Here is a 15,456-nt window from a genome sequence, read left to right as displayed (position 1 = left end):
TTATTTTAGCAAAAAGCTAATTTTATGATCTCACAAGAACAATTCAATAAAGAAATAGAACTCATTATATCAAATGCTGTTAGAGAAGACGCAGGTGATGGTGATCATAGTTCTTTAGCATGTATTCCAGCCTCTGCTCAAGGGAAAGGAAAGCTTCTCGTAAAAGACGAGGGTGTTATTGCTGGTGTAGAGTTTGCAAAGCAGGTATTTGCTTATGTAGATAAGGACATGAAGGTAGAAACGCTTATTGAAGATGGTAGTCCTGTAAAATATGGTGATATTGTTTTTTATGTTGAAGGTGCATCGCAATCCATTTTAAAAGCAGAGCGTTTAGTTCTAAACGCTATGCAACGTATGAGTGCTATTGCTACAAAAACAAAACAATTTGTGGATTTATTAGAAGGTACAGGAACAAAAATTTTAGATACACGTAAAACAACGCCAGGAATAAGAGCTCTAGAAAAATGGGCTGTAAAAATTGGAGGAGGAGAGAACCATAGATTCGCATTATATGATATGATTATGCTAAAGGATAATCACATTGATTTTGCTGGCGGACTCACAAAAGCCATCAACAAAACAAAGCAGTATTTAAAAGCTACCAATCGTGATTTAAAGATTATTGTAGAGGCCAGAAATCTAGATGAAATTAGAGAAATCTTAGAAACAGAAGGTGTGTATCGCATCCTAATCGATAACTTTAATTATGAAGATACAAGGGAAGCCGTTAAATTAATTGGACATAAATGTTTAACAGAATCGTCAGGAGGTATCAATGAAAAAACGATTAGAAAATATGCAGAGTGTGGCGTGGACTTTATTTCATCTGGCGCATTAACACATTCTGTTTATAATATGGATTTAAGCCTTAAAGCGGTCTAATGTCAAAATCCTTAAAAGATATATTGAGTAAAATCCCTGTACTTAATCGTATCGTTGACTTACTGCGAAAAATTAGACTTCCAGGACTTGTAGGGTTGTCCTTATATGATTTGTTAGAACTATATGCGATTGGTATTTTTAAGGGTGCATTGACATCGAGAGCAAGTGCTATTGCCTTTAGTTTTTTTACTGCTATATTTCCTTTTTTACTATTTGTGCTCATATTGATGCCTTACATACCGATAGAGGGGTTTCAAATTGAGTTTCAGCAGTTTTTGACTTCGGTTTTACCACCACAAACCTCAGATTTTTTCTTTTCCAATATTTTTGAGAACATAGAAAATACAGAGCGCGGAGGCCTGTTGTCGTCGGTTTTCGTTATCTCTATTTTGTTAATGGCTAATGGTGTGAGCTCCGTATTTTCAGGATTTGAAAACTCATATCATCAAGAACATACTAGAAATATTTTTAAACAATACTTATATGCGTTAGGTGTGGCTTTGATTCTTGCAATGTTGGTTATTGTCACTGTTGCATTCTTTGGGTATTTTCAATTGTATGTCATTCAGCCTCTGTACGAACAGTTTGAAACCTTAGATTATACGGGTCAAGAAAATGATTTGTTTTGGGTCGTATTTGCCAAATACCTCTTTTTTATATTTATGGTATATATTACAACGGCAACTCTATATTACTACGGAACAAAATCTGGTAAAGCCTCAAAGTTCTTTTCTATAGGTGCTCTGTTTACCACTTTGCTAATTATTTTAACCTCTTATTTCTTCGGAATTTATATCGAAAACTTCTCACAGTACAATAAGCTCTACGGTTCTATTGGAGCTTTATTGATTTTACTATTATACTTATGGCTAAATGCTAATATATTATTGTTAGGTTATGAACTAAATGCAACAATTAGGCGTTTAAAAAGAAATGATGATGATGAATAAATATATAATATTTATAGTGCTTTTAATCTCTCAAGGTTTAAGTTCTCAAACGGTCTTTGGGAAATGGAAAACTGTAGATGACGAGACTGGTGAAGAGAAATCTATCGTTGAAATCTATCAAGAGGATGGAAAAGTTCACGGAAAAATTATTGAAATATTTGATACAACTAAACGAGACTTACCCTGTAAATTCTGCATTGGGGAGGATAAGGATCAACCCGTTTTAGGATTGGTCATTATAAAGGATTTAGAAGTGTCGGGTGATGTTTACAAACGAGGAACTGTCACAAACCCTGAAGATGGTAAAGTGTATGACTGTAGAATAAAACTCGACGACGACAACCCAAATAGATTACAATTACGTGGCTATATAGCCTTTTTCTACCGCACACAATATTGGATAAGAGCAGGTTTGTAGTATGATTTTAGGTGATCTACATCGCTAGAAACTCTTGCATCTCATAAATTCACGCCAACGTTATTATTATTATTATGATTAAGAATCAACTCTATAGATGGGCACAATTATTTTAGAGACAAAACTAGAACAGACACCTTTTTTGATAAATTGCGACCCAATTATAATTTATTTATAACGTATCTAAGACTCGTTAACAAAGAAGATATTACTAAATTTGAAAACATTTTGTCAACTTTGCATTGTGTAATTAAACCATTTTGATAAACTGAGCTATTTTATAAACGTCATACTGCCAATTCCTTTAGAGAAAAGTTTCACCTATGCGATAACAAAGGCAGAGGCAGATTTTCTACAACCAGGCATTCGTGTGTCTGTTCCCTTCGGAAAGTCTAAGATTTACACAGCTTTGGTGTTAGAGATTCATAATAATGCACCTCTAGTTTATGAAGCGAAAGAGATTCATCAAATTTTAGACGATACACCAATTGTGACGACTCAGCAGTTAGAGCATTGGCATTGGATGTCTAAGTATTACTTGTGTACTCTGGGCGATGTAATGCGAGCTGCTTTGCCGAGTTCTTTTATATTGGAAAGCGAGACTGTCGTTAGTAAAAATGAAAATCAGGTTATCAAAGATGAAGATTTAAAAGATGATGAATTTATCATTTATGAGGCATTACAACAACAGTCGTCTTTAAAGATTCAAGATATGATGTCTATTTTAGATAAGAAAAATGTCTTACCTGTTATCAAACGATTGTTAGAGAAAAATGCAATTTCTGTTCAAGAAGAAATCTACGAAAAGTATAAACCAAAGTTAGTTAGATATGTCAAAATAGCATCGCAGTTTTCTTCGCAACAAGGGCTACAAAATTTAATGGAAGACTTAAGTAGAGCTCCAAAACAAAGAGACGTTATCATGACTTTGTTTTCGGTTTCTGCTCAAACAAAAAAGCCTGTAAAAGTATCTGATTTGTCTCAGGAAAGTGATGCCTCTTCGTCCATTATAAAAACCTTGATTGATAAAGGAATACTAGAAGAATATCACATTCAAATGGATCGTGTTGAGTATGGTGGCGATGATAATGAAGACTCAAAACAACTTAATGAATATCAAGAAAAGGCTTTAAGTGAAATATCTGAAACCTTTGAAAAACAAAATATTACATTGCTTCATGGTGTCACGTCCTCTGGTAAAACAGAAATTTATGTCAAGCTTATTGAAGAGCAACTAAAAGCTCAAAAGCAAGTGTTGTATTTGCTTCCAGAAATAGCCTTGACCACACAATTGGTGGAACGTTTACAAAATTATTTTGGAGAACAAGTCGCCGTATTTCACAGTAAGTATTCGTCGCATGAACGTGTTGAGGTTTGGAACAATGTATTGCATAATTTACCTAAGGCACAAATTGTTTTAGGAGCGCGATCTTCGGTATTATTGCCTTTTAAAAATCTCGGATTAATTATCGTTGATGAAGAACACGAATCATCATACAAACAGTTTGACCCAGCGCCAAGGTATCATGCTCGAGATACCGCTATTGTGTTGGCGAGTATTTTTAAAAGTAAAACACTTTTAGGGTCTGCAACACCGAGTTTAGAAAGTTATTTTAATGCGCAGCAAGGCAAGTATGGATTGGTAGAACTCAATCATCGTTACAATAATGTGATGATGCCAGATATTGAGCTTATTGATATCAAAGACAAGCAAAAACGAAAACGCATGCAAGGTCACTTTAGTGATCGATTGATTGAAGAAATTAAAGAGACCTTAGCGCAAGGGTTTCAAATCATTTTATTTCAAAATAGAAGAGGCTTTTCGCCAATTATAGAATGCAATTCTTGTGGTCACGCGCCGCAATGTCCTAACTGTGATGTGAGTTTAACGTTTCATCAATATAGAAACCAATTGCGATGTCACTATTGTGGTTATAACGCTGTAATGCCAAAAACTTGTGACGCTTGTGGTAGTGTAGAACTTGATAGTAAAGGTTTTGGGACAGAGCAAGTGGAGCAGGAGGCTAAGCTGCTATTTCCAGATCATAAAGTGGGACGTATGGATTTAGATACTACACGAGGAAAATATGGCTACGAGAAAATTATAACTGCTTTAGAGCAAGGAGAAATTGATATTTTAGTAGGTACACAAATGTTAACTAAAGGTTTAGATTTTAGAAATGTAAAGCTTGTTGGTATTATGAATGCAGATAATATGCTCAATTTTCCAGATTTTAGAGCACACGAACGTAGTTACCAATTAATGGCACAAGTCTCTGGTAGAGCAGGACGTACTAAAGAGCGCGGAAAAGTATTGATACAGACGTATAATCCGTATCATAAAATATTGCAGCAAGTCTCTACAAATAGTTATTTTGAAATGTTTGAGGAGCAACTGGGAGAGCGACAAGCGTTTAAATACCCTCCAGTTTTTAGGATGATAAAAATCACCTTGAAGCATAAGGATTTTCAAAAGGTAGATGTTGGTGCAGATTGGTATGCAAAATCATTGCGCACCGTTTTTGGTAAACATGTGCTAGGACCAGAGTTTCCGCCTGTGGCACGAATTAGAAATCAGTATTTGAAACATATCTTGGTTAAAATTCCGCAGAAACAGTCTTTGGGTAAAACTAAAGATGCTATTTTGAAAATCAATACTAGTTTTTTGAGTGTTAAGGATTTTAGGCCTATTCGGGTTATTTTGAATGTGGATAATTATTAATGAAATACATTGTTAAAAATCTGAAAGCGAAGTCAATAGTGTTGGTTGAACTAATTCTACTGGTCAACACGAACTGTTAAGCTTAAAGACTTATAAATAGATGAGTAGACCATACAGATGTTGGATTTAAAGCTTTTCAATAATTAATTTAGAGCTTGTCTTTTTTGTTTTTTTACGTATTTTCTAACACATCCCGTTTTCTAACACATCCCGTTTTCTAACACATCCCGTTTTCGAAGATATCCCATTTCCGAAGACATAATAATAAAAAAAATCCCACTGAGCGGTGGGATTTTTAAATCAAATGTTAGTTAGTCATTAGGGCAAATAAGACTGAAATATAATTTTATTCCATGCTTAAATATTGTTTAACGCATCTACAAGTTGGGTTTTCTTATTTCTACTCAATGGTATCTCATAAGCGCCAACTTCTACGTTTTTACTGTTAAATCTATCGACCTTATCAAGGTTTACGATATACGATTTGTGAATTCTTAAAAATTTACCTTCTGGTAACTCTTGTTCAAAAGCTTTCATAGTAGATAAAACGACAAGACTGTTTTCTTCGGTCACTAATTTTACGTAATCACCAAGAGCTTCAATCCATTTAATATCTTTTATGTACACTTTTCGTTTTTTCAAGTTACTTTTGACGAAAATATGTTCGCCATCAGTTTCATTGAAATCTAGCTTTAGTTTATGTTGCTCAAGAGCTTTCTCTACAGACGTATTGAAACGTTCCCTATTAATAGGTTTTTGAAGATAGTCAGTTGCATCATAGTTAAAAGCTTTAAATGCGTATTCAGTTTTACCTGTAACGAAAATAATTTGGGGTTTGTTGTTGAGCACGTCGAGCAGTTCGAAACCGTTAAGAACAGGCATTTCAATATCTAAGAAGATTAAATCTACTTTATGAGTATTGAGTCCATTCTTGGTCTCTAATGCGCTACTGTATTCTGCTATAAGGTTAAGTGAGGAGTGATTCTCAATTAACTTTACAATGGATAACCGTTGAATCGCAGAATCATCAACTACTACACAGTTTAAAGTCATAACATTATTATATTTTAGGTTAAGATATCGACAATAGTACGAAAAATTCGGTTAAAAACCAAAAAACATCGGTAAAGCGTTAATTTTAACATTATTTTACGACATGTGTTTCGTTTGAAACTTTATAGACAAAACGTTGTGGGGATTAGAAATAATCGTTATTTTTGCACTCATTTTTAACACAAAAAATAGATTTTTATGAATCATTATGAAACTGTTTTCATCTTAAATCCCGTTTTATCTGATGACCAGGTAAAGGAGACAGTACAGAAATACGAAGATTTTCTTGTTTCTAGAGGAGCGAAGATGGTAGCCAAAGAAGATTGGGGCTTAAAAAAATTAGCTTACCCAATTCAAAACAAAAAAAGTGGTTTTTATCACTTATTTGAGTACACTGTAGATGGAGAGGTAATCAATCCATTAGAAGTAGAGTTTAGACGTGATGAGCGTTTCATGCGCTATTTAACGGTAGCTTTAGACAAGTATGCGATTGCTTGGGCAGAGAAAAGAAGAATCAGAGATAAACAAAAAGCGTAATTATGTCTTCAATAGAACAACAAGCAAAAGGAAAAAAAGATGGAGAGATTAGATATCTTACTCCGTTAAATATTGACACGAGCAAAACGAAGAAATATTGTCGTTTCAAGAAATCTGGTATCAAATATGTTGATTATAAAGATGCAGATTGGTTATTAGGTTTTGTAAACGAGCAAGGTAAAATTTTACCAAGACGTTTAACAGGAACATCTTTAAAGTATCAAAGAAAAGTGTCTGTAGCTGTGAAAAGAGCGCGTCACTTAGCGTTGATGCCTTATGTAGCTGATTTATTAAAATAAAACACCAATAACTATGGAACTTATATTAAAACAAGACGTTGATAATTTAGGATTTAAAGACGATATTGTATCTGTTAAGAACGGTTATGGTAGAAACTTTTTAATTCCTCATGGTCAAGCAGTAATGGCAACGTCATCTGCTAAGAAAGTATTAGCAGAAACATTGAAGCAAAGAGCTTACAAAGAGAAAACAATAATTGGTGAGGCTGAAAAGACTTCTGAAGCAATTAAAGGTTTAGATATTAAATTAACATCTAAAGCGGGTACAGGAGCGACTGCTGGAGACAAATTATTTGGTTCTATTACCAATATGGATTTAGCACATGCTCTTAAAAAGGCAGGTCATGACGTCGATAAGAAATTTATTTCTATCGTTGGTGGTAACATCAAACGTCTAGGACAGTACGAAGCTGCAATTAGATTACATAGATCTGTAACTGTAGATTTAACTTTTGAAGTTATCGCAGACGCATAATCTTATAAAGTAAATTTTTAAAGAGCCTCAATCCTTTCGGAATGAGGCTTTTTTCATAAATTTTAATTATATATTATCTTAAAAAGTGTGTTCTGATTTTTTTATCAGAAAAGTAATATAAAATAGTTTCTCCTTAGTTTGCGCTGAGCATTGTCGGAACATGGGGAGATAAATGGTACAAAATGAAATATTCTAGACTTACAAAAGAACAGTTTGAGGAATTACAACAGGAATTCATCAATTTTTTAGCTACCCAAACGATTACAGTAGACGAGTGGACAGGTATAAAAGCGAATAAACCTGAAGTAGCTGAACAAGAATTAGATGTGTTTAGTGATTTAATTTGGCAAGGTGTGTTGTCTAAAGTCAATTATTTAGAGCATATCTCACCGCAACAAATGCATTTGTTCCACTGTGCTAAAAAGCACATGCGATTAATAGCGCTTAAGATCAAAAACTCAGATATAGATATTACAACTAAAGAAGGTTATGCTTGGTTTAAAAACAATCTCCTTTCTGATGATGTTGAAATGTTCACAGCAACTAAAGACTATTCAGAGGATAAAGGTGTCGATAAATTTAAATTGATTCAAGAAGGTGCTGCAATTACAAAAGGTGATTTATATAATTATTTTGAAAATTTAGTGAGTAAGTCGTAATTATTATCTTCAAATTTAAGAGGTCATTCTGAGTATCACAAAGAGTGAGTTGATTTGCACTGCGAAGAACCTTTGCATTATATGTGAATTCTTTAGTCGCTATTTATTTTGAGTGACAACTTCACTTTCTCATAATAGAATGTGCAGTTTATTCTACAGGAATATATAAGTCTACGAGGCACTTTTTTTCAGGATGTGTGTTAAAATTATTATGATAGATTTCAAAAGGCGGCTCGTTACGCATTTTATAACCAGTATTATTCACATACATAAATAACGCTGTCCATACCCGTTCAAACGGGTCTATAGGAATCTCGTGATGTGCAATAATGTGTTGGCCTTTATTAATAGTTACTGTAGACATTTCTCCATCACTTTTTAAAGGTTCACTAACTAATAAACACCCTCGCATTCTTATTTTATCTGGTGCAGTAATTTTAAAACTGTCATAGTATAGGGTGGCCATCTTGAAATCTGGCTGACAAAGTAATCCTTTTGTTCTAGACCATTCTAGAACGTTTTCCAACGTTGATGACAAATTTTGGATACCTATGCAAGAGGTCCCAACGGTATGAATTTCGTCTATAGATGTAACTTCAATATGTGATTGCATGTGTGTTGAGTTTTGGTTACTATCACAAACATAGGCTTCAAAATGGGCAGAGGGTTGCCCAATCTTGCTTTTTGCTTGACGTATCTTGCTATATGTTCCTTTTCCTTGTTTTTTTTTTTTTTTTTGAAATCACTCGGACTCATACCATAAAATTTCTTAAAAGCTCTTGTGAATGAGGAGTTACTTGCAAATCCGTATCATATGGATAATTCTGAAACGGTAATGTCTTTTTTTCGAAGTAAAACAGCAGATGCTTTTTCTAGACGCTTTCTAACGATGTATTGATTGAGGGTCTCGTTTGTGAATTCCTTAAAAATACGATGAAAATGAAAAGGTGAGTAGTGTGCGACTTTTGAAACATCCTCTAAGGATAACTCGCTTTCTAAATGCCGCTCTATATGATTAAGAGCTTTATTTATGCTATTGATGTGGTCTTTGGAAAGTGTCATTTGGTCAAAAACTCTTAGAGAAGCTAATATTGGTGTTTTGCACTAACTTTAGCTTGTAAATATAAAATTTGTTGGTGGAAAACACCAACAAAGGCTGCGTTTGGAGAGAGTCAATTAATCTATTTTAATTAACGTTATTTTGCCTTCTCTAAATCCGTCTATTGTATATCTTGATGCATCATATCTTTCAATTAGATCTCTATCAATTATCATAATACTATCTGATAAGAATTTTATATTCCATAGCATTTTTTTGTAATTGTACAAATTTGAATCTATGAAGTCTACCGATATGAATTCTGCATTATTTGTTATTTTAATTTCCGTTTCTGTTGCCCCAAAATGTTTGTAAAGAATTTTATCTTCTGAAATGGTATAATTTGGAGGCCAAGTTTTTATTTTAGAGATTCCTGGAGGTGGCGGTGGAAGCGGAGGGAAATCGGTAGAATCTTTTCCAATGTAGACCTCTTCAATCCAAGTACCGTAAATGTCTTTTTTGTTCCATTTAGACCTTCGTTCAGACATTTTAAAAGGTATGTCATTCTCTCCAATATGTAAAAGACTGAAATTTGTAGCATCTGTTTTTTTAATAGTTGAAACTCGATTTTCAAGAACTAGAAAAGTTAAGTTTTCATGATGCTTTACTCTCCAAGGTATATCAAATTTCCATCGATCACCAATAAGTGTTTGATAAGTGGAGTCATTAAAGTCGATGATTACTTCGTTTTCCTGTTTTTCAAATATGAAACTAAACGTTTTTCCATTAAAGTCATTTTTGCTGATTTTAGTATCAACTTTGTTTTGACAACTAAAGATTGAAAAAAATAAAAGTAAAACGAATATTGTTTTTTGCATTTTAAATATTAAATAGAGAATCTACTCATACCTCAAAGATTCCACAGGATCCAATTTCGCAGCTTTACTCGCAGGATAAGACCCAGAAATTACAGCAACAACAAACGTAATCACACTTGCCCAAATTACGGCACTCCACGGGAAAACAAAGTTGAAATCAACAACAGATGCGAATCCGTAACCCAAAAGAAGACCAAGTACAATTCCTAATAGTCCTCCTAATTGACCAATAATAATCGTTTCAATAAAAAACTGAAAAGCAATCGTTCCACTTTTAGCACCTAAGGCTTTGCGCACACCAATCTCTCTTGTGCGCTCAGAAACAGAAACTAGCATCATGTTTAATAGTGCAATGGTAGAACCAAAAATGGTAATAATACTTATGATCCAGGCAGCGGTTGAAAGCACGCCTGTAATGGAGCCAATTCTATTAATGAGGTCATCACTACGCTCAATTCCAAAATTGCTCTCTTCGATAGGATTTAAACCTCTAATATTTCTAAATAATACGATGGCCTCATCTTGAGCGCCTTCGAGCATATCCTTTTTATCTGTTTTTATGCTCAAACTATAATTAATGTTTGGGTTTGTAAAAATAGTTCGTGCTTTTTGAAGCGGCATTAATACTCTTAAATCTTGATTGTTACCAAACGTTGCACCTTTTTCTTTAAGTACGCCAATGACTTTAAATTTAGACCCTCTAATACTAATCGTTTTATTTATGGGATTCACATCAGCTAATAAGGCTTTTTGAAGATCACTACCAATTACACAAACGCTATTGCTATTTTGGACATCAAAGTAATTTAATGGGCGGCCAGAAGCGACTTCTAGTCCTGAATTTTGAATAAAATTTTCATTAACCCCAAAAACCTGAACCTCAGGGTCTGTTTTTTCGTTTTCATATTTGACTTCTGCTGATCGCGTCCCTAAAAATGAAAGAGATGTGCTGGTAAACGGAAACTTATAATCTTCCTCAAACGCTTTTACTTGTCTGTAGTTGATAACTGGATTAATCTTTTGGTTATCATTAGAGCGTCGTTGCGATGTAAAATCATTACGCTGTACATTAAAGGTATTTGCTCCCATAGAAGAGAAATCACTAGAAATCGTACTCTCTAGGGCTGAGACAGCACTTAAAATCCCTACGAGTGCAGTGATTCCAATGGCTATAATTAAAATGGTGAGTATGGTACGAAGTAATTGACTTCTAATAGAATCAAAAGCAATACGGATATTTTCTCTAACTAATGAAAACATAGGGCTATTTAAGTGGGTTGTGTTTTACAATAAGACTACAAAACACGTATAAAGTTACTATAAAATTCAAAATACTTCCTTATGCGACTAAAAATTATAATATTTTTGTGACTTAGAGATCAATTATCTGATGGTGTATTCTTTTTTCTTCGGAAATTGGAGTTATTGTAAAATAGTCTATAGAACTCAATACGGTCAATTCGAGAATTATCGAGATCAAAATATAGTTTGATTGAAGATAGCTTTCGTTATAAGTCGAAATATTTTAAAAATAGATGAGATGTATCGACCGCGCTGGAAATGACAGAACAGAGAATTGTAATAAGTTAACCCTAAGTGTTTTTTTTCTTCGGAAGAATTAAAATTACTTCAATAGAGATTTCCACTTAGGTGGAGAATATTATGGCACAAAAACCAAGCATCCCAAAAGGAACTAGAGATTTTAATCCACAAGAGGTCGCAAAGCGAAACTATATTTTTAATACAATACGGTCGAAGTTTGAAATTTTCGGATTTCAACCTATTGAAACACCTAGTTTTGAAAACTCAGACACCTTGATGGGTAAATATGGAGAAGAAGGCGATCGCTTGATTTTTAAGATTTTGAATTCTGGTGATTACTTGAGTAAAGTGAATGAGGATTTATATACTTCAAAAGACTCTAATAAAATGACGTCTAGTATCTCAGAAAAAGCCCTTCGTTACGATTTAACGGTTCCGTTTGCAAGGTATGTCGTACAACACCAAAACGAGATTGATTTCCCTTTTAAGCGTTATCAAATCCAACCTGTTTGGAGAGCAGATAGGCCACAAAAAGGTCGTTTTAGAGAGTTTTATCAGTGTGATGCAGATGTTGTTGGGAGTCATTCTTTATGGCAAGAAGTAGAATTTGTACAATTGTATGATGCTGTTTTTAGTGCCTTAAAATTAGAAGGCGTTACCATAAAAATTAATAACCGTAAAATTTTGTCTGGAATAGCAGAAGTTATTGGAGCTCAAGACAAGCTCATCGACTTTACTGTAGCTCTAGATAAGTTAGATAAAATAGGAGAGGAGAAGGTAAAAGACGAAATGCGAAGCAAGGGTATTTCCGAAGAAGGAATAATAAAACTTCAACCATTATTTACTTTAAAAGGTGATTTTGGTAATCAAATAGCAGAATTAAAGACAATCCTTAATACGTCTGAAGAAGGAAAAAAGGGAATTGAAGAATTAGAATTTATAAATACAGGAATTGCCGCTTTAGGTTTGAAAACGGCAACACTCCAATTGGATGTAACTCTTGCTCGCGGACTCAATTATTACACAGGTGCGATTTTTGAAGTTGCTGCTCCAGAAGGAGTTCATATGGGATCTATTGGTGGAGGAGGTCGTTATGATGATTTGACTGGAATCTTCGGACTCAAAGATATGAGTGGTGTTGGGGTTAGTTTTGGTTTAGACCGCATTGCATTGGTGCTTGAAGATTTAGGTTTGTTCCCAGAAACAATTACCAATACGGTAAAAGTACTCTTCATTAATTTTGGAGAAGCAGAGGCGATGGCGAGTATGAAAGCAATCAAATCGCTTAGAGACGTTGGTGTAAGCGCTGAGTTATTCCCAGATAATAAGAAAACAATCAAACAATTTAATTATGCGAATAAGCGTAATATTCCGTTTGTGATTTTAGTAGGCGAATCTGAAATGGCTTCGAATACATTCACATTAAAAAACATGGGAACCGGAGATCAGCAAGAAGTGACATTAGAAGAGTTGATAGATGTGTTGATATAAAATTTCCGAAGTGATATAGAATACGATAAGGATAAGTTGAGACTTGTCTAAAAACAAAAAAGCCTCTTTCCTTAAAGGATAGAGGCTTTTTTTTAAGTTAAGATTATCGTAGATTTGGGATCTATTTTTACTTTACTAAAACTTTCTTAGATAGTAAACCGCTTAAAGTATTTATCTTAAGAATATAAGTTCCAGTATTAAGGTTCTTAACTTCATATTCAGAATAGTCCAGTTTTGAAATGTGTTTAATGTTTGTTATTTGTTGGCCCATAAGGTTGTATAATTGAATAGACTTTACAGCAACAAAATTTGGGTTGAATACAGCTAAGCTTTCTGTTTCTATATTATAAAACACATCCAATGTATTAAGTTGTAATTCACCAACTCCAAGGGTATCTTCAGTAGCATCACTAAATGTCAATTCAAACCTGTTTGAATACTCACCTGCAGCTAAGAAGAATTGGAAATCATTTTCTCTAAGATTATTATAGGTGTCATTCTCTAGATCATGAATGAAAACATCCATGTTGTTTGGTACATTTTCTAGGTCATCAAGAGTGATTGTATTTAATCCATCATCTGTTGTTTTAATTCCGATTGGATATACAGTGTCAGGTTCTGCCACATTACTTGCTTGAATAGTATACTGCTGGTTACCGATTATCCAATATAAATCATCCATTTGATTATCATAGGTCATCGCGTCATAAGACCAATCATAACCGGTTGTAGTCGCCTCATCAATGGTTAATAATAGCTGTCTGTGAATGGTGTTTATGGAGTTGAATCCAATTCTAAATTTCATACGTTCATCAATGGCTTCATTGTCATCATAGGCATTAGCTGTACCATCAGAGCTTCTTATAAATACAGAGCTATCTGCACCTGTAGATTTTTCCTTTTTGTATGCACGTTGTCCATTATTGAAATTAATGCTGCCTGTAGTTTCTCCTACAACAAAGAAACCTTGACTCACGGGAATATAAAGACCAGGAGTTTTTGTGGGTGTTCCACCTGTACCTACATTTGGGTCGTTGGTTCCTAACGAAGGAGCCGCAACACCACCAGAGAAGTTATACGTTGCATAACCACCTTGATAATCAGATAGGTTATGACTGTCGCCGCCCCAATGTTCCCAGAAATATAGGGTTCCACTAATTAATGGATCTGCACCAGAGCCTGCAATGGTTGGTCCGTTATCTGTAATAAATGTATTGGCATTAATTGCAGAAGGATAGGGGTTACCAACCAGGTAATCGTTACCAGCGTTAAGGGTTAAATTGATATCACCATTATTAGGTTTTCCAAGGAAAACATAGTTTTGTTGATCTACGATAGTTCCAGATCCTGGGCCTTTCATGGTAAATCCTTCACCCACTAGTAGTGTGCCATTTCTTCTCATATGTTGCCACGCAGAATAATCGTAATCGAGTTGATTGGCGAATTTCCAAATCCAGTAATCAGCGATAGTGATTGTTGAACCATCAGATCCATCATATCCCGAATTAATAAAATTGATTGGATTTACACCATCATACATAACATCTGTAACAGAGTATGCGTTATTATTTGTGGTGGTGTTAGTTTTGCCAACGGGTGAAGACCAGTAGTTATAGGTGTGAAGATCTGCAGTACCTTGTTGATCTTTTTCCAATGTGCCTGATGATGTCGGGTCTAAATCACTTCCAAGGCCTTGCACTAGTTGAGATTGCCCCTCAAGATCAATTTTACCATCTAGTTTTAAATAGTGAGATACTGTTAAACCGTTTCCAGCAGATGCATCTGCGTTATTACCGTCAACTGTTAATTCTCCAGCATCGACATAGAGGCCTAAGACTTGCCTGTCTCTTCCTAAAGCAATTTCAGTATCAATTGTAATATTATGACTTACACGAATGATGTTCCAATCAATGGGTGTTGATCCATCTACAATAGATAATTCATTAGGTAATGCTTGGACTGCACCATTTAACCAAGTAGCACTGTTAGACCAATTTCCATTGGCTTGTGATACGTATGGTAATGGAGCCGTTTGTCTATCTAAAGTATTTAGATTTCTTAACGCACCTTGATTACCATGACCTGAAGCATCTTCAGTATTGGTATAGGTATACACAGACATTGGATAATATCCTGCTAATTGAGACCATGGAATAAGAGCCACGTCATTTTTTGTGATTGTTGTTGGTAATGTTTTACCCGCAATAAAATTAGAGTTATCCTCAATTTCTTGATTCATCATAAATCTGAGCTGTGTAGGCGTTAACTCTGTATCCCAAACACGCACTTCATCAATGTTTCCTCTAAAGTATTGCGATGGGCTATTTTTTCCAGCAGCAGCAATAAAAAAGGAGTCATTAGTATCTAATGGAGCTGTTAAATTTGCTGAAGCATCTTCAACGCCGTCAATATAGAGCTTCACAGTAGATCCATCATAAATGGCAGCAACATGATGCCATTCATCGTCTGGAATTGAAGTCGCAGAGGTGAGTGTTCTACTACTCGGGTTTT

15 protein-coding genes are annotated in these 15,456 nt (G+C 34.6%); 9 read left to right on the top strand and 6 right to left on the bottom strand.

The features are described 5' to 3' along the window. Positions 1-24: 24 nt before the first annotated feature. The 4 genes from nadC (at position 25) to priA (ending at position 4,972) form a co-directional block, all read left to right on the top strand. Positions 25-882 carry a carboxylating nicotinate-nucleotide diphosphorylase gene (gene nadC / locus ACJAZK_RS06630; RefSeq protein WP_415223212.1) on the top strand — a complete coding sequence of 286 codons (858 nt, stop codon included), beginning with the start codon at positions 25-27 and terminating at the stop codon, positions 880-882. Further along, positions 882-1,832 carry a YihY/virulence factor BrkB family protein gene (locus ACJAZK_RS06625; RefSeq protein WP_415223211.1) on the top strand — a complete coding sequence of 317 codons (951 nt, stop codon included), beginning with the start codon at positions 882-884 and terminating at the stop codon, positions 1,830-1,832. Before nadC ends, ACJAZK_RS06625 begins: the two co-directional genes overlap by 1 nt. Beyond that, positions 1,825-2,250, top strand: coding sequence for a DUF2147 domain-containing protein (locus ACJAZK_RS06620; protein ID WP_415223210.1), 426 nt, complete (start codon positions 1,825-1,827; stop codon positions 2,248-2,250). Before ACJAZK_RS06625 ends, ACJAZK_RS06620 begins: the two co-directional genes overlap by 8 nt. A gap of 268 nt (positions 2,251-2,518) precedes the next feature. Then, positions 2,519-4,972: a primosomal protein N' gene (gene priA, locus ACJAZK_RS06615; protein WP_415223258.1), complete on the top strand. Its 2,454-nt coding sequence runs from the start codon at positions 2,519-2,521 to the stop codon at positions 4,970-4,972. A gap of 357 nt (positions 4,973-5,329) precedes the next feature. Here the strand turns inward: priA and ACJAZK_RS06610 are convergent, their stop codons facing one another. After that, complete coding sequence (locus ACJAZK_RS06610) at positions 5,330-6,025, bottom strand: LytR/AlgR family response regulator transcription factor (RefSeq protein WP_028873642.1); 696 nt, start codon at positions 6,023-6,025, stop codon at positions 5,330-5,332. A 198-nt stretch (positions 6,026-6,223) separates the two neighbouring features. Here ACJAZK_RS06610 and rpsF point away from each other — a divergent pair, with 198 nt between their 5' ends. From rpsF to ACJAZK_RS06590, 4 genes are all read left to right on the top strand, one after another. Continuing rightward, on the top strand, positions 6,224-6,562 hold the full coding sequence (gene rpsF, locus ACJAZK_RS06605) for a 30S ribosomal protein S6 (RefSeq protein WP_028873641.1): 339 nt from the start codon (positions 6,224-6,226) through the stop codon (positions 6,560-6,562). Between the two features lie 2 nt (positions 6,563-6,564). Then, on the top strand, positions 6,565-6,861 hold the full coding sequence (gene rpsR / locus ACJAZK_RS06600) for a 30S ribosomal protein S18 (RefSeq protein ID WP_028873640.1): 297 nt from the start codon (positions 6,565-6,567) through the stop codon (positions 6,859-6,861). 13 nt (positions 6,862-6,874) lie between these two features. After that, positions 6,875-7,336: a 50S ribosomal protein L9 gene (gene rplI, locus ACJAZK_RS06595; RefSeq protein ID WP_415223209.1), complete on the top strand. Its 462-nt coding sequence runs from the start codon at positions 6,875-6,877 to the stop codon at positions 7,334-7,336. A 182-nt stretch (positions 7,337-7,518) separates the two neighbouring features. After that, positions 7,519-7,995 carry a DUF6495 family protein gene (locus ACJAZK_RS06590; protein ID WP_028873638.1) on the top strand — a complete coding sequence of 159 codons (477 nt, stop codon included), beginning with the start codon at positions 7,519-7,521 and terminating at the stop codon, positions 7,993-7,995. Positions 7,996-8,143: 148 nt separating this feature from the next. Here ACJAZK_RS06590 and ACJAZK_RS06585 read toward each other — a convergent pair whose 3' ends face one another. The 4 genes from ACJAZK_RS06585 to ACJAZK_RS06570 all read right to left on the bottom strand — a co-directional run bounded on the left by ACJAZK_RS06585 (position 8,144) and on the right by ACJAZK_RS06570 (position 11,172). Next, the gene (locus ACJAZK_RS06585) at positions 8,144-8,608 is read right to left on the bottom strand and encodes an AraC family transcriptional regulator (RefSeq protein ID WP_415223208.1); all 465 of its coding nucleotides are present in this window, start codon (positions 8,606-8,608) and stop codon (positions 8,144-8,146) included. A gap of 197 nt (positions 8,609-8,805) precedes the next feature. After that, entirely contained in the window at positions 8,806-9,057 is a 252-nt protein-coding gene (locus tag ACJAZK_RS06580) for an AraC family transcriptional regulator (protein ID WP_415223207.1), read from the bottom strand. 114 nt (positions 9,058-9,171) lie between these two features. After that, complete coding sequence (locus ACJAZK_RS06575; protein WP_415223206.1) at positions 9,172-9,912, bottom strand: hypothetical protein; 741 nt, start codon at positions 9,910-9,912, stop codon at positions 9,172-9,174. A 21-nt stretch (positions 9,913-9,933) separates the two neighbouring features. Continuing rightward, positions 9,934-11,172: an ABC transporter permease gene (locus ACJAZK_RS06570; protein ID WP_028873636.1), complete on the bottom strand. Its 1,239-nt coding sequence runs from the start codon at positions 11,170-11,172 to the stop codon at positions 9,934-9,936. A gap of 402 nt (positions 11,173-11,574) precedes the next feature. Here ACJAZK_RS06570 and hisS point away from each other — a divergent pair, with 402 nt between their 5' ends. After that, a complete protein-coding gene (gene hisS / locus ACJAZK_RS06565; protein WP_415223205.1) occupies positions 11,575-12,945 on the top strand; it encodes a histidine--tRNA ligase in 1,371 nt (456 codons plus the stop codon). A 127-nt stretch (positions 12,946-13,072) separates the two neighbouring features. Here the strand turns inward: hisS and ACJAZK_RS06560 are convergent. Next, positions 13,073-15,456 (bottom strand): LamG-like jellyroll fold domain-containing protein (locus ACJAZK_RS06560; protein ID WP_415223204.1); only part of this gene is annotated, 2,384 nt, incomplete at its 5' end.

This window comes from Psychroserpens sp. (assembly GCF_047633235.1).
Lineage (GTDB): Bacteria > Bacteroidota > Bacteroidia > Flavobacteriales > Flavobacteriaceae > Psychroserpens.
Note: the sequence above shows the minus strand (reverse complement) of the source record. Positions and strands in the feature narration are given on the sequence as shown.

Bases quoted from the DNA above. Each gene is read 5' to 3' on its own strand.
- nadC (WP_415223212.1), top strand. From the start codon at position 25: ATGATCTCACAAGAACAATTCAATAAAGAAATAGAACTCATTATATCA.
- ACJAZK_RS06625 (WP_415223211.1), top strand. From the start codon at position 882: ATGTCAAAATCCTTAAAAGATATATTGAGTAAAATCCCTGTACTTAAT.
- ACJAZK_RS06620 (WP_415223210.1), top strand. From the start codon at position 1,825: ATGAATAAATATATAATATTTATAGTGCTTTTAATCTCTCAAGGTTTA.
- ACJAZK_RS06610 (WP_028873642.1), bottom strand. From the start codon at position 6,025: ATGACTTTAAACTGTGTAGTAGTTGATGATTCTGCGATTCAACGGTTA.
- rpsF (WP_028873641.1), top strand. From the start codon at position 6,224: ATGAATCATTATGAAACTGTTTTCATCTTAAATCCCGTTTTATCTGAT.
- rpsR (WP_028873640.1), top strand. From the start codon at position 6,565: ATGTCTTCAATAGAACAACAAGCAAAAGGAAAAAAAGATGGAGAGATT.
- rplI (WP_415223209.1), top strand. From the start codon at position 6,875: ATGGAACTTATATTAAAACAAGACGTTGATAATTTAGGATTTAAAGAC.
- ACJAZK_RS06590 (WP_028873638.1), top strand. From the start codon at position 7,519: ATGAAATATTCTAGACTTACAAAAGAACAGTTTGAGGAATTACAACAG.
- ACJAZK_RS06585 (WP_415223208.1), bottom strand. From the start codon at position 8,608: ATGCAATCACATATTGAAGTTACATCTATAGACGAAATTCATACCGTT.
- ACJAZK_RS06580 (WP_415223207.1), bottom strand. From the start codon at position 9,057: ATGACACTTTCCAAAGACCACATCAATAGCATAAATAAAGCTCTTAAT.
- ACJAZK_RS06575 (WP_415223206.1), bottom strand. From the start codon at position 9,912: ATGCAAAAAACAATATTCGTTTTACTTTTATTTTTTTCAATCTTTAGT.
- ACJAZK_RS06570 (WP_028873636.1), bottom strand. From the start codon at position 11,172: ATGTTTTCATTAGTTAGAGAAAATATCCGTATTGCTTTTGATTCTATT.
- hisS (WP_415223205.1), top strand. From the start codon at position 11,575: ATGGCACAAAAACCAAGCATCCCAAAAGGAACTAGAGATTTTAATCCA.